We start from the raw sequence: 22,631 nt of genomic DNA, 5'->3' as shown, positions 1-22,631 counted from the left end.
TCCCGCAACCCCACCCCGGATGTACCCACGTCACCTGATCGACGTAGGGTCCCCTTTTGTTCACCCGCAGGGTGACATCAGGACCTCGACGACCAGGAGCTCTTCCCGTGCCCGCACCGTCTACTGCCCCGGCGCCCATCTACGACCGACTCGTCGACGAGCACGGTGATGTGCTCGCGGACGCGCGCGAGGCCGCACACAAGGCCGAGCGCACCGCGGAAGGCGTGCTCGACTTCGGGCACGGAGGTGCCCCTCAGGAGCCACAGGCCCCCCAGGCCCCGCAGTCCCTCCAGGACCAGCAGTCCGCACAGGCCACCGGCCCCATGCAGGCGCAGGCCCCGCAGGGCCACCAGGCGCCGCAGATCCCGCAGGCCCCGCAGGCTCCCCTGGGTCAGCAGGCTCCGCAGGACCAGCAGACCGCACAGGACCAGCAGGCCGCACAGGGCGGGCAGGCGCCCCAGAGCCGGCAGGCCCCGCAGGGACAGCAGGGCCAGCAGGCCCCGCACTTCCCGCAGGCCCTTCAGGCCCCGCAGCACCCCGCTCCCCCGCAGGAGGGCTGACCGCGACAGCGGCCGCCCCTCCCGCTCGGCACCACCGCCGCGGCCCTCCCCCACGGGCCGACGGCAATGGGTCGGGCTCAGGCGCCCACGTACTGCGCCAGGTGCTCGCCGGTGAGGGTGGAGCGGTCGGCGACGAGGTCGGCCGGGGTTCCCTCGAACACGACCTTGCCGCCTTCGTGCCCCGCACCCGGGCCCAGGTCGATGATCCAGTCGGCGTGCGCCATCACGGCCTGGTGGTGCTCGATGACGATGACCGACTTGCCGGAGTCCACGAGCCGGTCGAGCAGCCCCAGCAGTTGCTCGACGTCCGCCAGGTGCAGACCCGTGGTCGGCTCGTCCAGGACGTAGACGCCGCCCTTGTCGGCCATGTGCACGGCGAGCTTGAGCCGCTGCCGCTCGCCGCCGGAGAGCGTGGTCAGCGGCTGGCCGAGGGTCAGATAGCCGAGCCCGACATCCGCGAGGCGCTCCAGGATCTTGTGCGCGGCCGGGGTGCGCGCCTCCCCTGCCCCGAAGAACTCCACCGCCTCGGTCACCGGCATCGCGAGCACCTCGCTGATGTCCTTGCCGCCGAAGTGGTAGTCGAGCACCGAGGCCTCGAACCGCTTGCCGTCGCACTCCTCGCAGGTGGCCGCCGCGCTCGCCATGATCCCGAGGTCGGTGTAGACGACCCCCGCGCCGTTGCACGTCGGGCAGGCGCCCTCCGAGTTGGCGCTGAAGAGCGCGGGCTTCACGCCGTTGGCCTTCGCGAACGCCTTGCGGATCGGCTCGAGGAGCCCGGTGTACGTGGCCGGATTGCTGCGCCGCGAGCCGCGGATCGGGGTCTGGTCGACCGCCACCACCGCGTCGTCGGCCGGAATGGACGCGTGCACCAGCGAGCTCTTGCCGGAACCCGCGACGCCGGTGACGGCCGTGAGCACCCCGAGCGGGATGTCGACGTCGACGTCCCTCAGGTTGTGCGCGTTCGCCCCGCGGATCGCGAGCTTGCCGGTGGGCTCGCGCACGGTGTCCTTGACCGCGGCCCGGTCGTCGAGGTGGCGCCCGGTGATGGTGTCACTGGCGCGCAGCTCCTCGACGGTGCCCTCGAAGCAGACACTGCCGCCACCGGTGCCCGCGCCGGGGCCGAGGTCCACGACGTGGTCGGCGATGGCGATGGCCTCCGGCTTGTGCTCCACGACCAGCACGGTGTTGCCCTGGTCGCGCAGGCGCAGGAGCAGCTTGTTCATCCGCTGGATGTCGTGCGGGTGCAGGCCGATGGTGGGCTCGTCGAAGACGTACGTGACATCGGTGAGCGAGGAGCCGAGGTGGCGGATCATCTTGACCCGCTGCGCCTCACCGCCGGAGAGCGTGCCGGCCGCCCGGTCGAGCGAGAGATAGCCGAGGCCGATCTCCTCGAACGACTCCAGGGTGTGCCGCAGCTTGGCGAGCAGCGGGGCGACCGAGGGCTCCTTCAGTGCGCGCACCCACTCCGCGAGGTCCCTGATCTCCATCGCGCACAGGTCGGCGATGCTCTTGCGCTTGATCTTCGAGGAGCGGGCCAGCTCGCTGAGCCGTGAGCCCCCGCAGTCGGGGCAGGTCTGGAAGGTGACCGCGCGGTCCACGAAGGCCCGGATGTGCGGCTGCATCGACTCCCGGTCCTTGGCCAGGAAAGTCTTCTGGATCTTCGGGATGAGGCCCTCGTAGGTGAGGTTCACACCGTTGATCTTGACCTTGACGGGTTCGCGGTAGAGGAAGTCGTGCCGCTCCTTCTTGGTGTACTTGCGGATCGGCTTGTCCGGGTCGAAGAAGCCGGAGTCCCGGATGACCCGCACCACCCAGCCGTCCCCGGTGTACGTGGGGATGTCGAACGGGTCCTCGTTCAGCGACTTGGAGTCGTCGAAGAGCTGCGCCAGGTCGATGTCGGAGACCGTGCCCCGGCCCTCGCAGTGCACGCACATGCCGCCGGTGCGGCTGAAGGACACCTTCTCCGTCTTGGTCTTGTCGGCGCCCCGGTCGACCGTGAATCCGCCCTGCGCGGAGACCGACGCGACGTTGAAGGAGTAGGCGCCGGGCCCGCCGATCTGCGGCTTGGCGAGCCGGCTGTAGAGGATGCGCAGCATCGCGCTGGCGTCCGTGGCGGTGCCGACCGTGGAGCGCGGGTCGGAGCCCATCCGCTGCTGGTCGACGGTGATCGCGGTGGTCAGTCCGTCCAGCACGTCGACCTCGGGCCGCGCGAGCGTCGGCATGAAGCCCTGGACGAAGGTGCTGTACGTCTCGTTGATCATCCGCTGCGACTCGGCGGCGATCGTGTCGAACACCAGCGAGCTCTTGCCCGACCCGGAGACGCCGGTGAACACCGTCAGCCGCCGCTTGGGCAGTTCGATGCTGACGTCCTTGAGGTTGTTCTCCCGCGCGCCGTGCACGCGGATCAGGTCGTGGCTGTCGGCGGGGTGCGACGTTGACGACGGGGTCCCCGTCCTCGCGACCTTGCTCATCATGTCTCCATCGGGTGTCCGCGGCCTCGCCGGGAATCCGCGGCGCCGCCAGTCTCGAATCGGTGTGTTCGATTGTCTCCGCCCAGGCCACCCGCGCCACCGCAATCGGTGAACACGCCGGGTGGCCTGCCGACGGGTCTGCCATCCGTCTGTGAGGCTATCGAGCACCACTGACAACCCGGTGTTGCACGACTCTCCCCTGGTCACGACCCTGTGCACGCCTATTGACTCAAATTCAAACCCGTCGGTAGCTTCAACTACCAGCGCGCTGAACCCCCTTGCCTCAAACGGAACTTGGCCATGCCTGTGGCCCCGTTCCGCCGGTCCCCAAGGCTTCGAAGGAGCATCAGATGGCGAAACGCGCGTTCAGCGGCAGACTCACCGCCCTCGCGGCAACGACCGGCGCCACCCTCGTCACCCTCGCCGCGCCGGCCCACGCGGCCCCCGAGCCCCTCTCCTACGTCGCCCTGGGCGACAGCTACAGCGCCGCTTCCGGCGTGCTCCCGCTCGACCCGAAGGCCAGCCCGCTGTGCGCCCGGTCCACGGCCAACTACCCGCACGTCATCGCGAAGCGCACCGGCGCCGCCCTCAAGGACGTGACGTGCGGCGCCGCGCAGACGAAGGACTTCGCGGGGTCCCAGTACCCGGGTGTGCCGCCGCAGCTCGACGCGCTCTCCCAGGACACCGACCTGGTGACCCTGACCATCGGCGGCAACGACAACAGCACCTTCATCAACACGATCCTGTCCTGCGCCTCCGCCGGGCTCGCCTCCGCGGGCCAGGGCCACCCGTGCAAGACCCTGTACGGCGACAAGTTCAGCGACGACATCGATGCCAAGACGTACCCGGCGGTGAAGTCCGCCCTCCAGGCCGTCAAGAACAAGGCGCCGAACGCGCGGGTCGCCGTCCTCGGTTATCCGTGGATCATGCCGCCGACCGCGCAGAAGGGCTGCTTCGTGAAGATGCCGATCGCGTCCGGCGACGTGCCGTACGTGCGCGACATCCAGACGCATCTCAACAGCGCGGTGCAGCGCGCGGCGAGCGAGACCGGCGCGACGTACGTGGACTTCTCGCAGTCCTCCGAGGGCCACGACGCCTGCAAGCCGATCGGCACCCGCTGGGTCGAACCGGCGCTCTTCGGCACCAACTTCGTCCCCGTGCACCCGAACGCACTGGGCGAGACGGCGATGGCCGACGCCACGATGGGTGCGCTCGGGATGCGCTGACCCGTCGCCGCCGCCCCGACTGCCCTCACCTTCCCGTCGGGGGAAATCCCCCAGATGTCACCAAGTCACCATGTGCCCGGCCAGGTCGCCGTCCACCAGTCGATACTCGTGTCAAGAGCGCGCCCACCTCCTCGTATGCTCGGGGGCGACGCCGACGGACTGATCTTGGAGTGAGCACTGGTGGCGCGACGGCCGAGGGACACCTGGGACCGCTTCATGGCATCCGATCCGGGGCTGCTGCGCCTGACGGCAGGGCTGCGGATCGTCGCGGCGATCGGGCTGACGCTCGCCGTGCTCGCGCTCCTCGGCACGGATGTGACCCACATGGTCGCGGGCGCGATGGCCGCGATGGTGAGCACGTTCGCGATCCGTGAGAAGAACCTGCGAGGGCAGGCGATCACGCTCGTGTGGGGGTTCCCGGTGGCACTCGCCGCCGTGTCCCTCGGCGCGCTGCTGCACAGCAGGGTCATCGCCGGTGACCTGTTCTTCATCGCGCTGATCTTCGGCGCGGTCTACTTCCGCCGGTTCGGGGACCGGGGCACGGCCCTCGGCCTGATGGGCTTCCAGGTCTACTTCGTGTCGCTGTTCGTGAACGCGACCACCGATCAACTGCCCGTCCTCGCGGGCACGTTGGCGGTGGCGTTCGCGTGCAGCGCGGTGGCCCGGTTCGCGCTGGTGCCGGAGACCCCGCAGCGCGTCCTGGACCGGCTGCGGGGGGCGTTCCGGGCGCGGCTCGCGCAGTTGGTGACCGCGCAGACGCGGCTGCTGGACGCCGCACCGGAGGAACTGGACGACGTACTGGACGATCTGCGGCACCACACCTCGCGGCTGCACGAGACGGCGCTGATGATCCAGGGGCGGCTCGAGGACGGCACCCGGGACGCGGCGACCGCCTCGCTGATCCAGCGCCGCATCGCCGACGCGGAGATCTCCGCCGAGCGCCTCGGCATGCTGCTGCTGAACGCGCGCAGCGCCGAACGCGCCGACACCCTCACCCTGCACCTCCCGCACGCGCCCGCGCCCGCCGCAGGCAAGCTGCTGCGCCACGAGGACGAGTCGACGGCCACCCTGCGCCGCGATCTGGGCGCCCTGCACCTGATGGTGGTGCGCCCCGCCGACGCCAACCGGGGCGCGGCCGTCGCCCAGATCCGCAACCGGCTGCTCGGCTACCGCGACGAGGAGCGGATGCCTCCGGGCGCCACGCTCGCCGTGCAGGACGTCTTCCGCGGCATCGGTGAGGCGGCCCGCGCGGTGATGGGTCTGCGGATCGCCCTCGACGGCCCGCAGGACGAGTCGGACGACTCCCCCGCCACGACGCGTTCGCGTGAGGAGCTGGAGGCGGAGGACATGTCGATCACCGGCACCGTCGCCCTGACCAGCACGGACAAGGAGGCCGCCGAGGAGGACGACCGCTCGGGCCTCGACCGGCCCACCACCCGCGCCGCCTTCCAGGTCGCCGTCGGCTCCGCCCTCGCGATCGTCGGCGGCGAGTTCCTCTCCAGTCAGCGCTGGTACTGGGCGGTCCTGACCTGCTGGGTCGTCTTCCTCAACACCGCGTCCACGGGCGAGATCGTCATCAAGGGCTACCGCCGTGTCCTCGGCACGGTGCTCGGTGTGGTCGCCGGTGTGCTGCTCGCGGGGGCGGTCGGCAATCACACGTGGGTGGCGTTCGTGCTGGTCCTGGTGTGCGTGTTCGCGGCGTTCTTCACCGCCCCGTTGTCGTACGCGCTGATGTCGTTCTTCGTGACGGCGATGCTGGGGCTGCTCTACACGCTCCTGAACACCTACAGCTTCGACGTCCTGGTGCTGCGCATCGAGGAGACCGCGCTCGGTGCGGCGTGCGGCATCATCGCGGCGATGCTGGTGCTCCCGGTGCGCACCGACAGCCGCACCGACGAGCTGCTCGCCACGGTCCTGGAGCGGCTGGGCGATGTGGTGGCGGGCGCGGTGGAGCAGCTGAGCGGCGGTCCGGCCGCGGATCTCCTCGACCGGGCCCGCGATCTGGACACCGCCCTGGACGACCTGCGCGCGTCCACGAAGCCGCTGACCCACGCCATCGCCCCGCAGCGCGAGCGGCGGCAGACCGTGCGCTATCTGGTGGCGCTCCTGGAGACGTCCGCGTACCACGCGCGTTCCCTGGCGGCGACCGCCGAGCTCGTCCCGTACAGCAAGCATGTGGCCGCCGATCCGCGGCTCGGCAGGGCGGCGCGGCGCATCGCGCACAACATCGACGTGCTGGTGGCGCAGGTGAACGACGAGGACCTGACCGGCGCCGTCGAGTCGGGCGCGAGCATCGCGGCGATGCTGGAGACGGACGGCCTCGGGGTGCCGGCGGCGAACACGGTGACGTTCCGTGTGCTGCGGCACCTTCAGCGGCTCGACGAGGGGATCTCCGGTCTGGCCCGGCCGCTCGGTGTCCCTGTGGGACCGCGCACATAGCGCGGTCCTGCCTTCCGACCCACTCTGACCTGGGGATACGATCCCAGGATCCCCTACGAATCCGATGTCGCGCCGCCCCATGACTGGAGCCACCTCGTGAGTGCCCCCGCACCCGATCCCCACTCCTTGCTCCCACTGAGCCGGGTTCCGCGGACGGGACTGCCGCCGCGCGCCGTCGTCGTGGGCGACCCGGCCCGCGCCGCGGCCGTCGCCGCGCTGCTCGACGACGCCGTGGAGGTGGCGCACAGCCGCGAGTACCGGACGTTCACCGGTACGTGGCGCGGGGTGCCGGTCGTCGTCGCCTCGCACGGCGTCGGCGGGCCCGGAGCGATCCTGCTGTTCCAGGAGCTGGCCGACGCGGGCGTGCGGACGTTCGTGCGGTTCGGTACGGCGGGTGCGATGCGGCCGGGGATCGGCGACGGCGACCTGGTCGTCGCGGAGGCCGCGGTGCGCGACGACGGCGTGACCGGCCAACTGGTGCCTGCCGAGTACCCGGCGGTGTCCAGCCCGGAGGCCGTGTTCGCCCTGACGCGCGCGGCCCGCGAGGCGGGGGCGCCGCACCACCGGGGAATCGTGTGGACCCGTGCGGCGTTCCAACCAGGGCTCATCCCGCTGAACCAGTACGACGGGGCGGGCCTCGCGGCCATCGAGATGGAGGTGTCCGCGCTGTTCGTCACGGCGTCGCTGCGCGGCCTCGTCGCCGGCGCCGTGCTCGTCGTCGACGGTGTGAACGCGGACGAGCTGGTGGACCAGGAGGGCACGGGCGGCTACGACCCGCACCGCGACGTCGTCGCGGAGGGCGTGCGGCGTGGCAGCGTCGTGGCTCTGGAGGCCCTGCGCATTCTGACCGAGGAGCAACTGTGACCGAGTCCGTCGATCTGCTGGTGCACGGCGGCACCGTCCTCACCGTCGACGACGCGTCGACGGTGCTCACCGACGGCGCGGTCGCCGTGCGCGACGGCGCGATCGTGGCGGTCGGCCCTGCCGACGAGCTGCGCGAGCGGCACACCGCCGCCGACACCATCGACGCCTCCGGCGGGCTCGTCGTCCCCGGCCTGATCAACACGCACACGCACCTCGCGATGACGCTGCTGCGCGGCACCGCCGACGACGTGACGCTCCAGGAGTTCCTGGGCCGTGTCGTCCCCGCCGAGGCCCGCCTCCTCGACCCCGCCACCGTCGCCTCCGCCGTCCGCGTGGCCGTCGCGGAGAGCGTGCGCGCCGGGGTGACCTCGGCGCTCGACATGTACTGGTTCCACGAGGCCGCCGAAGGGGCCGCACGCGCGGCGGGCTGGCGGCTGCACACCGGGCCGCTGTTCATGGACGTCCCGGAACCGCCGGACGGGCGGCCGTACAAGGAGCGCATGGAGTGGGCGCGCCGGGACCTGGCCGCACGCCCCACGGGCACCCGCCCGGTCATGTTCGCGCACTCCACGTACACGCTCTCCCCCGAACAGCTCGTCGAGTGCTTCGCGCTGGCCCGTGAGTACGGTGCGCTGATCCATCTGCACGCGGCGGAGAACGCCGCCGAGGTGGCGAACGTGGAGGTGGCGCACGGCCGTCGCCCCGTCGAGCTCCTGGATTCCCTCGGCCTGCTGGGTCCCGACGTGGTGCTCGCGCACGCCGTCGACCTGACCGGCGGCGAGATCGCGGCGATCGCCCGCGCGGGCGCCTCGGTCGCCCACTGCCCTGTCTCGAACCTGAAGCTGGGCTGCGGCATCGCGCCGGTGCCCCGGCTGCTGAGCGCCGGTGTCACGGTCGGGCTCGGCACGGACGGCGCGGTCAGCTCGAACACGCTCGACGTCCTCGGCGCCGTGCGGCAGGCGGCGCTCGTGCACAAGGCGGACGGGGACCCGACGGCGGTCGGCGCCGAGCAGGCCGTGCGGATGGCGACCATCGAGGGCGCCCGCGCCCTGGGTCTCGGCGACGAGCTGGGCTCCATCGAGGTCGGCAAGCGCGCCGACCTGGCCGTCCTCGACCTGAACCGGCCGCACCTCACGCCGCGCCACGACCCGTACGCGATGCTCGCGTACGCCGCGCAGGCCTCCGACGTGCGGGACACCGTCGTCGACGGCAGGATCCTGATGCGCGACCGTACGCTCACGACCCTCGACGAGGGCGCGGTCCTCGCCGATCTGGAGGCCCTCGCATGACCGGCCACACGACCCGCGGCTTCGTCGGCCGCCCCCGTGTCCACAACCCCGGCCTGCCGCCGGGCCAGTACGACGCGGGCGACGACTGGCCGGTGCTGTCCGCCGAAGTGACACCGCAACTCGACCGCGCGGACTGGACGTTCACCATCGACGGCCTGGTCGCGGAACCCCGCACCTGGACGTGGGACGAGGCGCAGGCGCTGCCCCCGGCGTCGTACAGCGGGGACATCCACTGCGTGACGACCTGGTCGAAGTTCGGGGTGCTCTTCGGTGGTGTCTCGCTCGACACGTTCCTCGACGCCGTCCGGCCCTCCCCCGCCGCGACGCACATCATGGCGTACTCGCACACCGGCTACTCGGCGAACCTCCCGCTCGCCGATGTGACGGGCGGCAAGGCATGGCTCGCGTTCACCTACGAGGACGAGCCGCTGCCGACCGAACACGGCGGGCCCGCCCGCCTGTTGGTGCCGCACCTCTACTTCTGGAAGAGCGTGAAGTGGGTGGCCGGCCTTCGGCTCCTCGATCACGACGAGCCCGGTTTCTGGGAGCAGAACGGGTACCACGCGCGGGGCAACCCCTGGGAAGAACAGCGATACGCAGGTGACTGAGACCGTGCCGCAGACCACCGCCTTCACGCCGCCGACCCGGTTCGCCGTGCCCGGCCGCATCGCCGCGGGCCAGGGCGCCGCGCTCTGGCAGCGCGCCACGATCGCCGAGATCCGCCGGGAGACGGCGAACGCGTCGACGTTCCGCTTCGCGGTGCCCGGCTGGCAGGGCCATCTGCCGGGCCAGCATCTGATGCTGCGGCTGACCGCCGAGGACGGGTACACCGCCCAGCGGCACTACTCGCTGGCCTCCGCGCCCGACGACTCGGGGCACATCGAGCTGACCCTCGACCATGTCGAGGACGGCGAGGTGTCCGGCTTTCTGCACACCGGGGCGCGGGTCGGCGACGAGGTCGAGGTGCGCGGCCCGCTGAGCGGCTTCTTCGCGTGGCCGGGCGACCGCCCCGCACTGCTGCTCGGTGCCGGTTCGGGTGTCGTGCCGCTGATGTCGATGATCCGCCACCACCGCCGGCACCGGCTCGACCTGCCGCTGAAGCTGTTCGTGTCGGCACGCACGCGTGCGGACCTGATCTACGCCGAGGAGTACGGGGCCGAGACGACGCCGGTGCTCACCCGTGAGGGCGAGCGCCGGCGCCTGGCCGCCGATCATCTGGCGCCGTGCTTCGGCGAAGGGGCGCCCGAGTGGGAGGCGTACGTATGCGGTTCCAACTCCTTCGCCGAGCACGCCTCGCAGCTCCTTGTCGGCCTCGGTCAGCCGGTGGACCGCATCCGTATCGAGCGGTTCGGGTGACGGCTAGCGCACTCCGGCCCACCGCTTGATCGTGGCGGTCGCGGCGTCCCGCTCGTTCGCGGGCAGCGCGGAGATCCGTGCGCCGTGGTTGGACTTCGGCACGACGTACTTGTAGGAGTCGTTCTTGCTGGGGGTGAACTGCTCGGCGCTCCACGGGTCGTTCTGCCCGTAGACGAACAGCATGCGCTGGGACTTGGTGCGCACCCACTTGTCGACGCCCTTGATGACGGTGCCGTCGTACGTGGTGCGCATGTCGGCGGGGAGCACGGAGTTCGGCTGGTAGATGTCCGGGTAGTGGCGGACGCCCTTGAGGTTCTTGAACTTCAGGTCGGCCCAGCCGAGTTGGGCGGCGGCCTGCCGGTAGTAGGGGCCCGAGCTGTTGGCGCCGAGGGTGGAGTCCTCGTAGATGGACAGGCCGTGGTCGAGGGACCACTTGTACAGGTCGTCGTCGGAGACCTTCTTGGCGTCCGGAACGGTCGGGCAGTTGTCGACGGTGCCGGACTGCCAGAAGTTCCACACCTGGTCGAGGACCGCGAACTCGTAGGCCCGGTCGGTCGTTCCGAGCGTGTTGGTGAAGGTGTAGCCCTCGTCCTTCGCGGTCTGCTCGAACTTGGGCAGCAGGGTGTCGCGGCGCGCCAGCATCTCGCGCTGCACGGCGGCGAGCGCGTCGCGGCACTCCTGGGTGCCGACCCGCTTGAAGAAGTCCTCGTAGCCGCTGTCGTCGTCGTTGTTCGCGTCGTTCGGGGCGACGTAGGCGACGACGCCGTCGTAGTCCTTCGGGTAGTAGCGGTAGTGGTACGTGGCCGTCATGCCGCCCTTGGAGCCGCCGGTCGCGAGCCACTTGGAGGTCTTCTCGTACAGCGGGCGCACCGCCTGCACGATGCCGTGCTCGTCGGCGGCCTCCTGCTGCACCGTCATCTTGTTCCAGGGGGTGCCGCCGGACGGTACGGACTCTTCGAAGAAGCGGTGTTCGACGCTGAGTTGGTTGGCGTCGAGCAGGGTGGTGGGCTCGCGGGTCGAGGAGGACAGGCCGTAGCCGCCGGTGTAGACGACGACGGGCTTGGCCGTCGACTTGTGCCAGAGCGTGAAGCGCTGCTCGAACGTGCCCGCGCCGGGTCTGGCGTGGTCGACCGGCTGCGTGATCGACAGGGAGTAGAGCGGGAAGCCCTCCTTGTCGGTGACACCGGTGACGCGCACTCCGGGCAGGGCCCGCAGCCGGTCTTCGAACGAGGCGGGCGCGGCGGTCGCCGGTGCCGCGGTGGCGGCAAGGGCGCCCGCCGTGAGGGCGGCGGACAGCAGCAGCGTGGGTATGGTGCGCAGGCGCACGGGTGCCTCCCTGGGTCGAGGAAACGGTGCGGCGGATCGGTGATCCACCGACCGAGACCTTAACCCGCTCCGTGCGCCCGGGAGTTGGGCTCGCGCCGAAATGCGAGAAGCCGGGACCCCGGTTGACGGGGTCCCGGCTCCTCGCGCCGGATGTCGGCCTGGATCAGAGCTGGCCGGACTCGGCGATCGTGATCTTGGCGGAGGTGCCGCCGCTGCGCGAGCCGAGGGACTCGATCTTCTTCACGAGCTCCATGCCGTCCTCGACCTCGCCGAAGACGACGTGCTTGCCGTCCAGCCAGTCGGTGACGATGGTGGTGATGAAGAACTGCGAGCCGTTGGTGTTCGGGCCGGCGTTGGCCATCGAGAGCTGGCCCGGCTTGGTGTGCTTGAGCTGGAAGTTCTCGTCCTCGAACTTCTCGCCGTAGATGCTCTTGCCGCCGGTGCCGTTGCCGGCGGTGAAGTCGCCGCCCTGCAGCATGAACTGCGGGATGACGCGGTGGAAGGACGAGCCGGCGTAGCCGAAGCCCTTCTCGCCCGTGCACAGGGCACGGAAGTTCTCCGCGGTCTTCGGGACGACGTCCTCGAAGAGGTTGAACGTGATCCGCCCGGCGGGCTCGTCGTTGATCGTGATGTCGAAGTAGGTCTTGATTGCCATGGACGCAATCCTTTCATCACGGAGCCCGGAATGCCGATTCGGCCCGTCGGGATGGCCGTTTTCGTACGCCATTCGCACGCTGCGTGACGCTTCGCTTGCGGGGCGCGAGCATTCAAGCCGCCAGCCGGTCCCGCGCGTGCACACCGTCACCCAGCGGACGCACGCCGTACACCTTGCCGAGGCCGTGCAGGGGCATGTCGCCGTAGATCGTCTCGTAGGCGCCCGCGGGCACGACGTAGGTCTCGTGCCAGATGCCGACGTACCCCTTGCTCTTGCGCGCGTACCGGTTGACGCGGGCCCACCAGGGCTGGTGCCGCTTGTCCGAGGCGGCCGCGTAGGCGAGCAGCTTCTCCTTCGACTCCCAGTACTGGATCACGTAGTAGTTGCGCGGGTCCGAGGTGCCCAGGACGTGGTGCAGCATCCCGGCCGTGCGATCCTTGCCGAGTTCCCGCAGCATCATCGGCATCGCGTACATCACCGGCAGCCAGCGGTGGGCCGCCCAGAACCGGTTGATCCGCATGCCGATGACGAAGATCACGACGTCGCCGTCGGCGGCCGCGGTCACCCGTCCCCTCTCCAGCTTCGTGAACACAACTCCCCCGAATTCGTTGGTCGTTGGCAGGGGGTCAGGGGTCCCCCGATCCCCTGACCCGTGTTTGGATAGTGACACTTTCCAAGAAGGGGCACAAGGCATGCGACTGGCGGAGTTGAGCGAGCGCAGTGGGGTGCCGGTCGGCACGATCAAGTACTACCTGCGCGAGGGCCTGCTGCCGCCGGGCGAGCGCGTCAGCGCCACGCAGGCCGCGTACGGCGAGGCGCATCTGCGGCGGCTGGGCCTGATCAGGGCGATGATCCAGATCGGGCGGATCCCGGTGGCCACCGTGCGCGAGGTGCTCGGGCACGTGGACGACGAGTCCCTGGGCACGACCTTCCGGCTCGGCGCCGCGCTGTGGGCGATGCCGCAGCCGCCCGAGGCGCCCGCCGACGACCCGCTGACGGCGCAGGTGACCGAGGCGGTCGACCGATTCCTCGACGGCATGGGCTGGCACAACGCGCGCGAGATCGGGACCCTCTCCCCCACGTACCGCACCCTGGTCACCACGATCGTCACGCTGACCCGGCTTGGCTTCTCGCGGGGCCCCGAGGTCCTCGCGCGGTACGCGCACCTGATGGAGGAGGTGGCCCGGCTCGACCTGGACCAACTCGACACCTACGAGGACGACTCCGAGAAGGTCGAACTGGCGGTCGCCTCGGCGGTCCTCTACGACCCCCTGCTGATCGCCCTGCGCCGGCTCGCCCAGGAGGAGCACTCCACGCGCCGCTACGGCTTGTGAGGCTCAGGGGCGGGCCGCATACGATGAGGCCGGACGCCGAACGCACCGCGGCGGCCACACCACGGGAGGGAACCAATGATCATCTTCGGCACGCGGGGCTACGCGTACCAGCTCGCGATCCTCACCTTCGTCTGCGGCAGCTGCGGCAACCCCGCGGCGCACACGCTGCGGAAGTTCGTCACGAAGTTCACGCTGTTCTTCGTCCCGCTGTTCCCGGTCTCGACGAAGTACCAGGCGCAGTGCACGTTCTGCGGCGCCGCGCACCAGGTTCCCAAGGACCACGTCGACGGGATGCTCGCGCAGGCCGCCGGGCCGCAGGCCGGGGCGCCGCAGCAGCAACAGCAGCACCACCAGGGATAGTTCGCCGGGTAGGGGCCGCGACAAAAAGGTGGCCCCGCCGCCTCCCAGGGGGGAGAGGGGGCGACAGGGCCACAGGCTCGAGCGCCCGGGGGGGGTGGGCTGCTTGAGCGTCTGTTCTCCTGCTGCCCGGGATCGGGCCGGGCATGCATGCCGTAGGCAGAATCGTCCCGGCGGCTTTTCCGCCCTTGTCAGTAGTCTGCGTTCATGGCGGCCCGCACCTCCTTGAGCGTCGCGTCGGCGATCGCGCCCGCCCGCTCGTTGCCCGCCCGCAGCACGCCCCTGACCAGGCCACGGTCCTGCGCGTACGCCTCACGGCGGGCCCGGATCGGCGCGAGGTACTCGTTCACGGACTCCGTGACGCGGCGTTTGAGCGCCGCGCCTCCCCCGTCCCCGATCTCCCGCGCGACCGCGGCCGGCTCCACGCCCTCGCACAGCGCGGCGAGCAGGACGAGCGAGGAGACCTCGGGGCGGGCCTGCGGCTCGTACGTGATGTGGCGCTGGGCGTCGGTCTTGGCGCCGCGGATCAGCCGCGCGGTCTCGTCGGGTGTCGCCGACAGGGCGATGGCGTTGCCGCGGGACTTGCTCATCTTGGTGCCGTCGGTGCCGAGCAGCAGCGGCGCCGTGGACAGCAGGGCCTCGGGCTGCGGAAAGACCGGAGTGCCGTCGGCGTAGCGGTCGTTGAAGCGGCGGGCGACGGTGCGGGTGACCTCCAGGTGCGGCAGCTGGTCCTGGCCGACGGGGACGAGGTTCGCCTTGCAGAAGAGGATGTCCGCGGCCTGGTGCACGGGATAGGTGAACATCAGGCCGCTGACCGCGGACTGCCGGGAGTGGGCGATCTCGTCCTTGACGGTGGGGTTGCGCTGGAGCTCGGCGACGGAGACGAGGCTGAGGAACGGCAGCAGGAGCTGGTTCAGTGCGGGCAGGGCACTGTGCGTGAAGATAGTGGAGCGCTCGGGGTCGATGCCGATGGCGAGGTGGTCGAGGACCAGTTCCTCGACATGCTCGGTGAGGTTCTCGGCGACGTCGCGGTCGGTGAGGACCTGGTAGTCGGCGACCAGGACGAAGGTCTCGACGCCGAGGTCCTGGAGCCGGACGCGGTTGTGCAGGGTGCCGAAGTAGTGGCCGAGGTGCAGGCGCCCGGTGGGCCGGTCGCCGGTGAGGATGCGGAACTGTCCCGGGTCCTTGCGGATCAGCTGTTCGAGCTCGGCGCTGCGGGTCTGCGCGGCGGACGTGCCGAGGGCGTCGGTGGTGCTGCTCATGGTTTCTCTCCCCTGGGTCACGGGCGCCCTCGGGACGGCGTGACCTCCGGTGGGAGGACATGGGAAAGGGCCGTCCGGGGACGGCCCTTGTACGTGCTTGAGTGTGCGGCCGCCTCTAAGTGAGGCGCCACCAGTTCAGGCACGAAGATCGATGCATGACGCAATCGTACACCTGACGGGCGGTGCGGGTCAGGAATTCACCGGTGTGAACCGCACCGGCAGCGCTTGCGGGCCGCGCGTGAAGACGCCCTGCTCGACCGGGTCGAAGCCGTCGGCGAGCCGCACGTCGGGCATCGCGTCGAGGAGCTGGTTCACCCCGGTCTCCACCTCCGCCTTGGCGAGCAGCGCGCCGACGCAGAAGTGCCGGCCGAGCGCGAAGGCGAGGTGGTCCGCGGCGGCCGAGAACGCCGTCGTGGTGGTCAGGTCCTCGCGGAACAGGTCGAAGCGGTCCGGGTCCTTGTACCGGCTCTCGTCCCGGTTGGCCGATCCGATGAGGCAGGTGACGGTGGCCCCGGCGGGGACGGTGCCGCCGGTCAGCTCCACGTCGACGGCGGACTGCCGCATGATCATGTGGACGGGCGGGGTGACGCGCAGCGTCTCGGCGAAGGCGCGCGGGATCAGGGACCGGTCGGCGCGCACGGCGGCCAGCTGGTCGGGGTGCGCGAGCAGGTTGGCGAAGATGCTGGCGATGGCCTTGTCGGTGGTCTCGCCGCCCGCCGCGAGCAGCAGGCTGCAGAACGCCTTGATGTCCTCGTCGCTCATCCGCACCCCGTCGACCTCGGCGGCGCACAGCGCGGAGAGCAGGTCGTCGCCGGGGTTCTCGCGGCGCTCCTGGATGACCGGGATCATGTACTCGGCGAACTCGACCCGGGTCCGCTCCCCCGCCGCGGCGACATCCGGGTCGCCCGCGAGGTTGCCGAGGAAGTCGATGACGGCGGTGTACCAGCCGTGGAAGCGGGCGTGGTCGGCCTTGTCGAGGCCGAGCATGTCGGCGATGACGTTGACCGGGAGCCGGGTGGCGTAGTCGGCGACGAGGTCGGCCTCTCCCCGGTCCCTGAACTTGTCTATGAGTTCACGGGAGTTGCGCTCGATGACGGGCAGGAACTTGTCCTGCAGTTCGCTGCCCCGGAAGGCGGGCGCGACGAGCGCGCGGCGTACGGCGTGCTCGCGGCCGCTCATCTGCAGGATGGTCCTGCCGTGCACGGGTTCGAGCTGCCAGTCGTAATTGTCGGTGGTGAACGTCGCCTCCTTGTCCTTGAAGACGCGCTCCACATCGGCGTACCGCGACACGATCCAGCTCCGCGTCGCCTCGTGCCACAGCAGCGGGGCGCTCTCGCGCATCGCACGGTAGGCGGGGTACGGGTTCGCGGCGAACTCCGGCGAGAGGATGTCGGGGACCTGCGCGGTGGACATGGGGCTCCCTGTGGGGGGGTAACGGGCGGTAGCCCTCAGACTATTGACCGCCCGTCAGCCCGTACACCCCACCCCGGGTCAGCCGTTCGGCAGGATCACCGCGCGCCCGTTGATCTTGCCGTCGTGCAGCAGCTGGTACGCCTTGGGGGCGTCGTCGAGCGAGAAGGTCTCGGTGTGCACGGAGACGGCGCCGGCCCGCGCCAGATCGAGGACCTCGATGAGTTCGGCGCGGCTGCCCCAGTACGGGGCGGAGACGTTGACCTCGAAGTTGGTGGTGCCGAAGCCGACGGGCAGGGTGCCGCCGCCGATGCCGACGATCGTGACGTCGCCCTCGACGGCGGCGACGGCGCCCGCGGTCTCGACGGTGGGCTGGACGCCGACGAAGTCGAAGACGGCCTCGGCGCCGCGCCCGCCGGTCAGCTCCTTGACCTTGCCCGCGGCCGCCGCGTCCGACAGGACCGCCTGGTGGGCGCCGACCTGTCGGGCGAGGGCGAGCTTGTCCTCGGTCACGTCGAGAGCGATCACGCGGGCGGCGGTCATCGCGCGAAGCAGCTGGATGGCGACGTGGCCGAGGCCTCCGGTGCCGATGACGACGGCGGTCGAGCCGGGCACCAGCTTGGGCAGCGAGCGCTTGATGGCGTGGTACGGGGTGAGTCCCGCGTCGGTGAGCGGCACGGCCGCGACGGGGTCGAGGCCCTCGATCGGCGTGAGGTGCCGCGCGTCGTCGACGATCATGTACTCGGCCATCGAGCCGGGGGCGCCGAGCCCGGGCGGGCGGATGCCGAGCTCCTCGGCGCGCAGGCAGTAGTTCTCCTTGCCCTCCGCGCACTTGGCGCAGGCGCCACAGCCCCAGGGCCCGTACACGGCGACCGAGTCGCCCTCCACGAAGCCGGTCACCCCGGCGCCGAGGGCGGCGACGGTGCCGACGCCCTCGTGCCCGAGCGTCAGCGGCAGCGCGTAGGGGAAGTTCTCCGCCGGCCAGCTCATCACGGCGATGTCGGAGTGGCACACACCGGCGGCGGTGACCTTCAGCAGGACCTGTCCGGGGCCGGGCTCGGGATCGGGGACGGTGACGACCTCCGGGGCGTCTCCCACGGACCGGTACTGGAGTGCCTTCATGTTCGGGCTCCTTCGTGGCTGACCCCCGCCACCCCATGCAACCCCAGGCACCCACCGCGCGCACGCCCGCGCACAAAAAAGGACCCCGACCGTACGGGGGAGAACGGTCGGGGCCTGGTTCAAAGTTTAACAGCATTCGGCCGGTGCCCGACGCCGGTTCCACACCGGCCGGACGTGAGGTCGGACACAACAGTTCATCTGGGCTTTAGGTCGCACATTTCGGACGCGAGTGCCATGGGGCGCCACAGCCCATATGGTGACAGCAGCCAACTGAAGCCGACCGACGCCCTCCCTCGCCATCGGAGCACTCGTGGCCGAACCCCAGCCCGTCCTCCTCACCCCGCCCGCGAAGGCCGCCGTCTTTCTGGTGGTCACGATCGCCCCGGGCGGCGAGAGCGCCGTCCGCGACACGCTCGAGGAGGTGTCGGGGCTGAGCCGCTCCGTCGGCTTCCGCGACCGCGACGCCGCCCTCAGCTGCATCGTCGGCATCGGCTCGACCGCGTGGGACCGCCTGTTCAGCGGTCCGAGGCCGCGCGAGCTGCACCCGTTCCAGGCGCTCACGGGACCCCGGCACCTGGCCCCCGCGACCCCCGGCGACCTCCTCTTCCACCTGCGTGCCCGCCGCATGGACCTGTGCTTCGAACTGGCCCGCGTGCTCATCGGCCGGCTCGGCGCCGCCGTCACGGTCGTCGACGAGGTGCACGGCTTCAAGTACTTCGACGACCGCGATCTCCTCGGCTTCGTGGACGGCAGCGAGAACCCGACCGGGCGGGCTGCCGCGGCGTCCGTGTTCGTCGGCGACGAGGACCCGGACTTCCAGGGCGGCAGCTACGTCGTCGTCCAGAAGTACGTGCACGACATGTCCGCCTGGGAGGCGCTGCCCGCCACGGAGCAGGAGAAGGTCATCGGCCGCACCAAGACCGCGAACATCGAGCTGGACGACGACGTGAAGCCCGCGAACTCGCACGTCGCGCTGAACACCATCGTCGACGAGGACGGCACGGAGCGGCAGATCCTGCGCGAGAACATGCCGTTCGGCAGCGTCGGCCAGGGCGAGTTCGGCACGTACTTCATCGGCTACGCGCGCACCCCGGACGTCACCGAGCGGATGCTGCGCAACATGTTCCTCGGCGACCCGCCCGGCACCCACGACCGGATCCTCGACTTCTCGACCGCGGTCACCGGATGCCTCTTCCACGTGCCGAACGCCGACTTCCTCGACGACCTGCCCGAACCGCCGGCCGGCGCCGCCACCACGGCCGACCCCGCCGCCGGATCCCTCGGCATCGGCAGCCTCAAAGGAGCCTGAAGACCATGAGCAGCGACCCGAACCCCGCCCCGAGCAACAATCTGCACCGCGAGCTCGCCCCGATCACGCCCGCCGCCTGGGCCGAGATCGAGGAGGAGGCGACGCGCACCTTCCAGCGCCATGTCGCGGGCCGCCGCGTCGTGGACGTCACGGGCCCGGACGGCGCCGACCTCTCGGCCGTCGGGACCGGACACCTCGCCGAGATCGCGCCGCCCGCGCCCGGCGTCACCGCGCGCCTGCGCGGCGTGCAGCCGCTGGTCGAGCTGCGGGTGCCGTTCACGGTGAGCCGCCAGGCCGTGGACGACGTGGAGCGCGGCTCCAAGGACTCCGACTGGCAGCCGGTGAAGGACGCGGCCCGCGCCATGGCCTACGCCGAGGACCAGGCGATCTTCGACGGGTACGCGGCGGCGGGCATCCAAGGCCTGCGCGAGCGCACCTCGAACCCGGTCCTGAGCCTGCCGGCCGAAGCCCGCGACTACCCGGACACGATCAGCCGGGCGCTCACCTCGCTGCGGCTCGCCGGTGTGGCGGGCCCGTACGCGCTGCTGCTGGGGGCCGACGCGTACACGGCGGTCAGCGAGACGTCCGACCACGGCTATCCGGTCGCCAATCACCTGGGCCGGATCCTGGACGGCGAGCTGATCTGGGCGCCCGCGCTGAACGGGGCGTTCGTGCTGTCGAAGCGGGGCGGCGACTTCGAGCTGCGGCTCGGCCAGGATCTGGCGATCGGCTACAGCTGCCACGACGCGCGCGGCATCGAGCTGTACTTCCACCAGACCCTGACGTTCCTGCCCTACACGGACGAGGCCGTGGTCGCGCTCAAGGCGTGAGCGTTCAGCCCTGGACCCTGGCGATGAACGCGTCGAGGTTGCCGAGCGCCCGGTCCACGCGCTCGTCGAGCGTGAGCGACTCCTCGTAGCGGCCCGCGCGCAGCTTCGGCTGCTTCTTGCCGCGCAGGTACAGGGAGCAGGCCAGGTCGGCGCAGACGTACAGGCCGACCGTGTTGCCGTCGCGGCCACGGGCTCCGGCGAGCGGCGCGGCGAACAGGGAGACGCCCGACGAGGCGTGTCCGGTGAGGCAGATCTGGCACAGGCTCGACTTCATGGCGCTGGTGCGCCCGCTCTGCGGCACGCGCAGGGTGATGCCGACAGGACCGTCGTCCGTGGGCCGCACGAGGTGGGCGCGCAGCGGCGCGCCCGGGTCCACCCAGCCGAGGAAGTCCAGGTCGTGCCAGGGCAGCTCGGCGAAGTCGAGGGGCAGCCGCATGCGGGTCGCCTCACCCTTGGTGCAGTTCACGAAGGACGAGCGGATCTGTTTGTCGCTGAGTGGTTCCACATCGTGGACCTTACAAAGCCGCTCGCCGATCATGCATCCGGATATTCGCGCACCGGTCAGCCGAGGTTCGGGATCACCGCCACCGGGCACGGCGCGTGGTGCAGCACCGCGTGCGCGACCGAGCCGATGCGGGAGCCGATCGCGGTGCGGCGCGCGCGGCGGCCGACGACGAGCAGCTGGGCATCGGCCGCGACCGAGAGCAGTACCTGGCCCGCGCTGCCGATCTCGACGTGCTCGCGGACCGGCACGTCCGGGAAGCGCTCGCGCCAGGGGGCGAGCGCGGCACCGAGGGCCTTCTGCTCGTACGGCTCCATGCCGCCCGCGTCGTCGAGCAGCGCGAAGGAGCTGGGGCTGTAGGAGAACACCGGCGGCAGGCTCCACGCGCGCACCGCCCGCACGCCGACGCCGCGGGCCTGCGCGGTGGTGAAGGCGAACTCCATCGCCGCGGCGCTGTCCTCCGGTTCGCCCTCCTGCCCGACGACCACGTCGCGCCCGCTCGCCTCGGCCGACGCCGCGTCGTCCGCGCGGACGAGGACGATGGGCCGCTCCGCCTTGGCGATCACCTGCTGGCCGACCGAGCCGACGATGAACCCGACGAGCACGCCGTGCCCGCGCGAGCCGAGCACCAGGGAGTCCCCGTCGCGCGCGGCCGCCAGGAGGGACTCGGCCGGCCCGTCCCCGTCGAGGACGTCGGTGGTGACCGCGAGCCCGGGGTGGCGCTCGGCGATCTCGTGCTCGGTGTCGGAGAGCAGATCGCCCGCCCACTGCGTCAGCGCGGACTCGTCCGCGGCGAGCACCAGGGTGTCGGGGGCCGGCTCGCCCACGTGCACCAGGCGCAGCGGCAGTCCGCGCCGCACCGCCTCGCGCGCCGCCCAGGCTGCCGCCGCCGCGCTCTCGGGGGATCCGTCCACGCCCGCGGTGATGGGCCGGGTCATCGCACCGCCTCCTCGTCCGTCCGGACTCGGTCGGTCCGGTCTCGGTCTGTCCGGTCTGGTCTAGTGAGCTGTCTGTCCGGGTGCGCCGGTTTTAGTCTTCGTACCGGTGCCGCTCGTCGCGCCGGGCACCGCCGCGTTCTTCGACGGTCGCAGATACCGGTTCCAGCCGCCCGCCGGGCGCTCCCCCACCTGCAGCGCGCGCAGCCGGGCCAGGACGGCCGGGTCCTGCACGTCGAGCCAGTCGACGAACTGCCGGAAGGACACCAGTCTGACGTCGCCGCCGCCCGCCTTGTCGGCGATCCGCTTCAGCGCGTCCTCGACGGCGTCCATGTAGATGCCGCCGTTCCACTCCTCGAAGTGGTTGCCGATGAAGAACGGCGCCCGGTTGCTCTCGTAGGCGCGCTGGAATCCGGTGAGATACGCCTGCGTGGCCTGGGCGCGCCAGCCCGGATAGTTGTGGGCGGGGGCGCGGGTGGAGTTCTTCGACTGGTTGGCGAGGATGTTGTAGTCCATCGAGAGGACTTCGAAGCTGTGGCCGGGGAAGGGGATGCCCTGCAGCGGCAGGTCCCAGATCCCGTGCCGCTTGTCGGGCCAGCGCTGGAGTCCGCCCGGCGAGGAGGCGTCGTAGCGCCAGCCGAGTTCCCGGGCCACGGGCAGCAGGTTCTCCTGGCCGAGCAGACAGGGCGTGCGGCCGCCGACGAGTTCCTTGTCGTAGTCGAAGGGCAGGGCAGGCTGGTCGTGCCAGCCGGTGTGGGTGCGCCAGGACTTGACGAAGGTGCGGGCCTGTTCGATCTCGCTGCGCCACTGCTTGGAGCTCCAGTTGGCGACCGAGCCCGAGCCGCCGCAGAAGTGCCCGTTGAAGTGGGTGCCGATCTCGTGCCCGTCGAGCCAGGCCTGATGGACGTACTTCAGCGTGTCCTTCACGTGCGGGTCGCTGAGGTAGCCGATGTCGGAGGCCCCGACGGGGTTGTTGGGAGGCAGGTAGCGGCGCTTCTGTGCCTCGGGCAGCAGATAGAGCCCGGACAGGAAGAAGGTCATGCGGGCGTCGTGCTGCCGGGCCAGTTCGAGGAAGCGGGGGAACAGGCCGTTGCCGACCTCGCCCGCACCGTCCCAGGAGAAGACGACGAACTGGGGCGGCGTCTGGCCGGGTTCCAGGGGGACGGGAGCGGCGGGCTGCTTGGGCTGGCGTCCCGTGTACGAGGTCGAGCCGTCGCCGATCAGGCGGGGCTGCGCCTTCTTCTTGGCGGGGCGCTCGGGGTGACGGGCGGGGCCTGCCGGGGGCGCGCTCTCCTTCTCGCCGCCGCTCGTCCCGCAGCCGGCGAGCGCCCCGGCCGCGGCGCCGAGACCGACGCCGAGGCCGAGACGTGCCACACGTCTGCGG

Annotated in this window: 21 protein-coding genes; 11 read left to right on the top strand and 10 right to left on the bottom strand. The window is 71.1% G+C overall.

Going from position 1 to position 22,631, the window contains the following annotated elements:
• The first annotated feature begins 107 nt into the window (after positions 1-107).
• Positions 108-560: a hypothetical protein gene (locus ACFV9W_RS17870; protein WP_385761565.1), complete on the top strand. Its 453-nt coding sequence runs from the start codon at positions 108-110 to the stop codon at positions 558-560.
• Positions 561-637: 77 nt separating this feature from the next.
• Here ACFV9W_RS17870 and ACFV9W_RS17865 read toward each other — a convergent pair whose 3' ends face one another.
• A complete protein-coding gene (locus ACFV9W_RS17865) occupies positions 638-3,031 on the bottom strand; it encodes an ATP-binding cassette domain-containing protein (RefSeq protein WP_385761562.1) in 2,394 nt (797 codons plus the stop codon).
• A 350-nt stretch (positions 3,032-3,381) separates the two neighbouring features.
• Between ACFV9W_RS17865 and ACFV9W_RS17860 the strand changes: the two genes are divergently transcribed.
• From ACFV9W_RS17860 to ACFV9W_RS17835, 6 genes are all read left to right on the top strand, one after another.
• Positions 3,382-4,257: an SGNH/GDSL hydrolase family protein gene (locus ACFV9W_RS17860; RefSeq protein ID WP_385761559.1), complete on the top strand. Its 876-nt coding sequence runs from the start codon at positions 3,382-3,384 to the stop codon at positions 4,255-4,257.
• A gap of 216 nt (positions 4,258-4,473) precedes the next feature.
• Positions 4,474-6,696 carry an FUSC family protein gene (locus ACFV9W_RS17855; protein ID WP_385761556.1) on the top strand — a complete coding sequence of 741 codons (2,223 nt, stop codon included), beginning with the start codon at positions 4,474-4,476 and terminating at the stop codon, positions 6,694-6,696.
• 96 nt (positions 6,697-6,792) lie between these two features.
• A complete protein-coding gene (locus ACFV9W_RS17850; protein ID WP_385761553.1) occupies positions 6,793-7,560 on the top strand; it encodes a nucleoside phosphorylase in 768 nt (255 codons plus the stop codon).
• Complete coding sequence (locus ACFV9W_RS17845) at positions 7,557-8,849, top strand: amidohydrolase (RefSeq protein WP_385761550.1); 1,293 nt, start codon at positions 7,557-7,559, stop codon at positions 8,847-8,849. Before ACFV9W_RS17850 ends, ACFV9W_RS17845 begins: the two co-directional genes overlap by 4 nt.
• Positions 8,846-9,457, top strand: a complete 612-nt coding sequence (locus tag ACFV9W_RS17840) for a sulfite oxidase-like oxidoreductase (protein ID WP_385761547.1) — start codon at positions 8,846-8,848, stop codon at positions 9,455-9,457. The genes ACFV9W_RS17845 and ACFV9W_RS17840 overlap by 4 nt, the downstream gene beginning before the upstream one ends.
• A complete protein-coding gene (locus ACFV9W_RS17835; protein ID WP_385761544.1) occupies positions 9,450-10,205 on the top strand; it encodes a ferredoxin reductase in 756 nt (251 codons plus the stop codon). Before ACFV9W_RS17840 ends, ACFV9W_RS17835 begins: the two co-directional genes overlap by 8 nt.
• A 3-nt stretch (positions 10,206-10,208) precedes the next feature.
• On the opposite strand, the gene ACFV9W_RS17830 is transcribed toward ACFV9W_RS17835, so the two are convergent.
• The 3 genes from ACFV9W_RS17830 to ACFV9W_RS17820 all read right to left on the bottom strand — a co-directional run bounded on the left by ACFV9W_RS17830 (position 10,209) and on the right by ACFV9W_RS17820 (position 12,778).
• The gene (locus ACFV9W_RS17830; RefSeq protein WP_385761541.1) at positions 10,209-11,531 is read right to left on the bottom strand and encodes a S28 family serine protease; all 1,323 of its coding nucleotides are present in this window, start codon (positions 11,529-11,531) and stop codon (positions 10,209-10,211) included.
• 163 nt (positions 11,532-11,694) lie between these two features.
• Positions 11,695-12,186, bottom strand: a complete 492-nt coding sequence (locus ACFV9W_RS17825) for a peptidylprolyl isomerase (protein ID WP_385761538.1) — start codon at positions 12,184-12,186, stop codon at positions 11,695-11,697.
• A gap of 112 nt (positions 12,187-12,298) precedes the next feature.
• Positions 12,299-12,778: a DUF4188 domain-containing protein gene (locus tag ACFV9W_RS17820; RefSeq protein ID WP_385761536.1), complete on the bottom strand. Its 480-nt coding sequence runs from the start codon at positions 12,776-12,778 to the stop codon at positions 12,299-12,301.
• A gap of 100 nt (positions 12,779-12,878) precedes the next feature.
• Between ACFV9W_RS17820 and ACFV9W_RS17815 the strand changes: the two genes are divergently transcribed.
• Positions 12,879-13,520 (top strand): MerR family transcriptional regulator, encoded by a 642-nt coding sequence (locus tag ACFV9W_RS17815; RefSeq protein ID WP_385761534.1) that lies wholly within the window; start codon positions 12,879-12,881, stop codon positions 13,518-13,520.
• Between the two features lie 75 nt (positions 13,521-13,595).
• Entirely contained in the window at positions 13,596-13,880 is a 285-nt protein-coding gene (locus tag ACFV9W_RS17810) for a zinc-ribbon domain-containing protein (protein WP_385761532.1), read from the top strand.
• A 188-nt stretch (positions 13,881-14,068) separates the two neighbouring features.
• Here ACFV9W_RS17810 and trpS read toward each other — a convergent pair whose 3' ends face one another.
• From trpS to ACFV9W_RS17795, 3 genes are all read right to left on the bottom strand, one after another.
• Complete coding sequence (gene trpS / locus ACFV9W_RS17805) at positions 14,069-15,139, bottom strand: tryptophan--tRNA ligase (RefSeq protein ID WP_385761530.1); 1,071 nt, start codon at positions 15,137-15,139, stop codon at positions 14,069-14,071.
• Positions 15,140-15,328: 189 nt separating this feature from the next.
• Entirely contained in the window at positions 15,329-16,552 is a 1,224-nt protein-coding gene (locus ACFV9W_RS17800) for a cytochrome P450 (protein ID WP_385761527.1), read from the bottom strand.
• Between the two features lie 78 nt (positions 16,553-16,630).
• Positions 16,631-17,671 carry an NAD(P)-dependent alcohol dehydrogenase gene (locus tag ACFV9W_RS17795; protein ID WP_385761525.1) on the bottom strand — a complete coding sequence of 347 codons (1,041 nt, stop codon included), beginning with the start codon at positions 17,669-17,671 and terminating at the stop codon, positions 16,631-16,633.
• A 310-nt stretch (positions 17,672-17,981) separates the two neighbouring features.
• Between ACFV9W_RS17795 and ACFV9W_RS17790 the strand changes: the two genes are divergently transcribed.
• Together ACFV9W_RS17790 and ACFV9W_RS17785 are read left to right on the top strand one after the other, a co-directional pair.
• On the top strand, positions 17,982-18,980 hold the full coding sequence (locus ACFV9W_RS17790) for a Dyp-type peroxidase (protein ID WP_385761522.1): 999 nt from the start codon (positions 17,982-17,984) through the stop codon (positions 18,978-18,980).
• A 5-nt stretch (positions 18,981-18,985) separates the two neighbouring features.
• Positions 18,986-19,810, top strand: coding sequence for a family 1 encapsulin nanocompartment shell protein (locus ACFV9W_RS17785; RefSeq protein WP_385761520.1), 825 nt, complete (start codon positions 18,986-18,988; stop codon positions 19,808-19,810).
• Positions 19,811-19,814: 4 nt separating this feature from the next.
• On the opposite strand, the gene ACFV9W_RS17780 is transcribed toward ACFV9W_RS17785, so the two are convergent.
• The 3 genes from ACFV9W_RS17780 to ACFV9W_RS17770 are packed head-to-tail and all read right to left on the bottom strand — an operon-like array spanning position 19,815 to position 22,621.
• Positions 19,815-20,315, bottom strand: coding sequence for an FBP domain-containing protein (locus ACFV9W_RS17780; RefSeq protein WP_385761517.1), 501 nt, complete (start codon positions 20,313-20,315; stop codon positions 19,815-19,817).
• 56 nt (positions 20,316-20,371) lie between these two features.
• Positions 20,372-21,250 (bottom strand): universal stress protein, encoded by an 879-nt coding sequence (locus tag ACFV9W_RS17775; RefSeq protein ID WP_385761514.1) that lies wholly within the window; start codon positions 21,248-21,250, stop codon positions 20,372-20,374.
• A gap of 60 nt (positions 21,251-21,310) precedes the next feature.
• Positions 21,311-22,621 carry a hypothetical protein gene (locus tag ACFV9W_RS17770; RefSeq protein WP_385761511.1) on the bottom strand — a complete coding sequence of 437 codons (1,311 nt, stop codon included), beginning with the start codon at positions 22,619-22,621 and terminating at the stop codon, positions 21,311-21,313.
• Positions 22,622-22,631: the final 10 nt, after the last annotated feature.

The sequence above is a fragment of the Streptomyces sp. NPDC059897 genome (assembly GCF_042730865.1).
Classification (GTDB): Bacteria; Actinomycetota; Actinomycetes; order Streptomycetales; family Streptomycetaceae; genus Streptomyces.
This window is presented reverse-complemented; position numbering and strand designations above follow the sequence as displayed.

Bases quoted from the DNA above. Each gene is read 5' to 3' on its own strand.
- ACFV9W_RS17865 (WP_385761562.1), bottom strand. From the start codon at position 3,031: ATGAGCAAGGTCGCGAGGACGGGGACCCCGTCGTCAACGTCGCACCCC.
- ACFV9W_RS17860 (WP_385761559.1), top strand. From the start codon at position 3,382: ATGGCGAAACGCGCGTTCAGCGGCAGACTCACCGCCCTCGCGGCAACG.
- ACFV9W_RS17855 (WP_385761556.1), top strand. From the start codon at position 4,474: ATGGCATCCGATCCGGGGCTGCTGCGCCTGACGGCAGGGCTGCGGATC.
- ACFV9W_RS17840 (WP_385761547.1), top strand. From the start codon at position 8,846: ATGACCGGCCACACGACCCGCGGCTTCGTCGGCCGCCCCCGTGTCCAC.
- ACFV9W_RS17825 (WP_385761538.1), bottom strand. From the start codon at position 12,186: ATGGCAATCAAGACCTACTTCGACATCACGATCAACGACGAGCCCGCC.
- ACFV9W_RS17815 (WP_385761534.1), top strand. From the start codon at position 12,879: ATGCGACTGGCGGAGTTGAGCGAGCGCAGTGGGGTGCCGGTCGGCACG.
- ACFV9W_RS17810 (WP_385761532.1), top strand. From the start codon at position 13,596: ATGATCATCTTCGGCACGCGGGGCTACGCGTACCAGCTCGCGATCCTC.
- trpS (WP_385761530.1), bottom strand. From the start codon at position 15,139: ATGAGCAGCACCACCGACGCCCTCGGCACGTCCGCCGCGCAGACCCGC.
- ACFV9W_RS17800 (WP_385761527.1), bottom strand. From the start codon at position 16,552: ATGTCCACCGCGCAGGTCCCCGACATCCTCTCGCCGGAGTTCGCCGCG.
- ACFV9W_RS17795 (WP_385761525.1), bottom strand. From the start codon at position 17,671: ATGAAGGCACTCCAGTACCGGTCCGTGGGAGACGCCCCGGAGGTCGTC.
- ACFV9W_RS17785 (WP_385761520.1), top strand. From the start codon at position 18,986: ATGAGCAGCGACCCGAACCCCGCCCCGAGCAACAATCTGCACCGCGAG.
- ACFV9W_RS17775 (WP_385761514.1), bottom strand. From the start codon at position 21,250: ATGACCCGGCCCATCACCGCGGGCGTGGACGGATCCCCCGAGAGCGCG.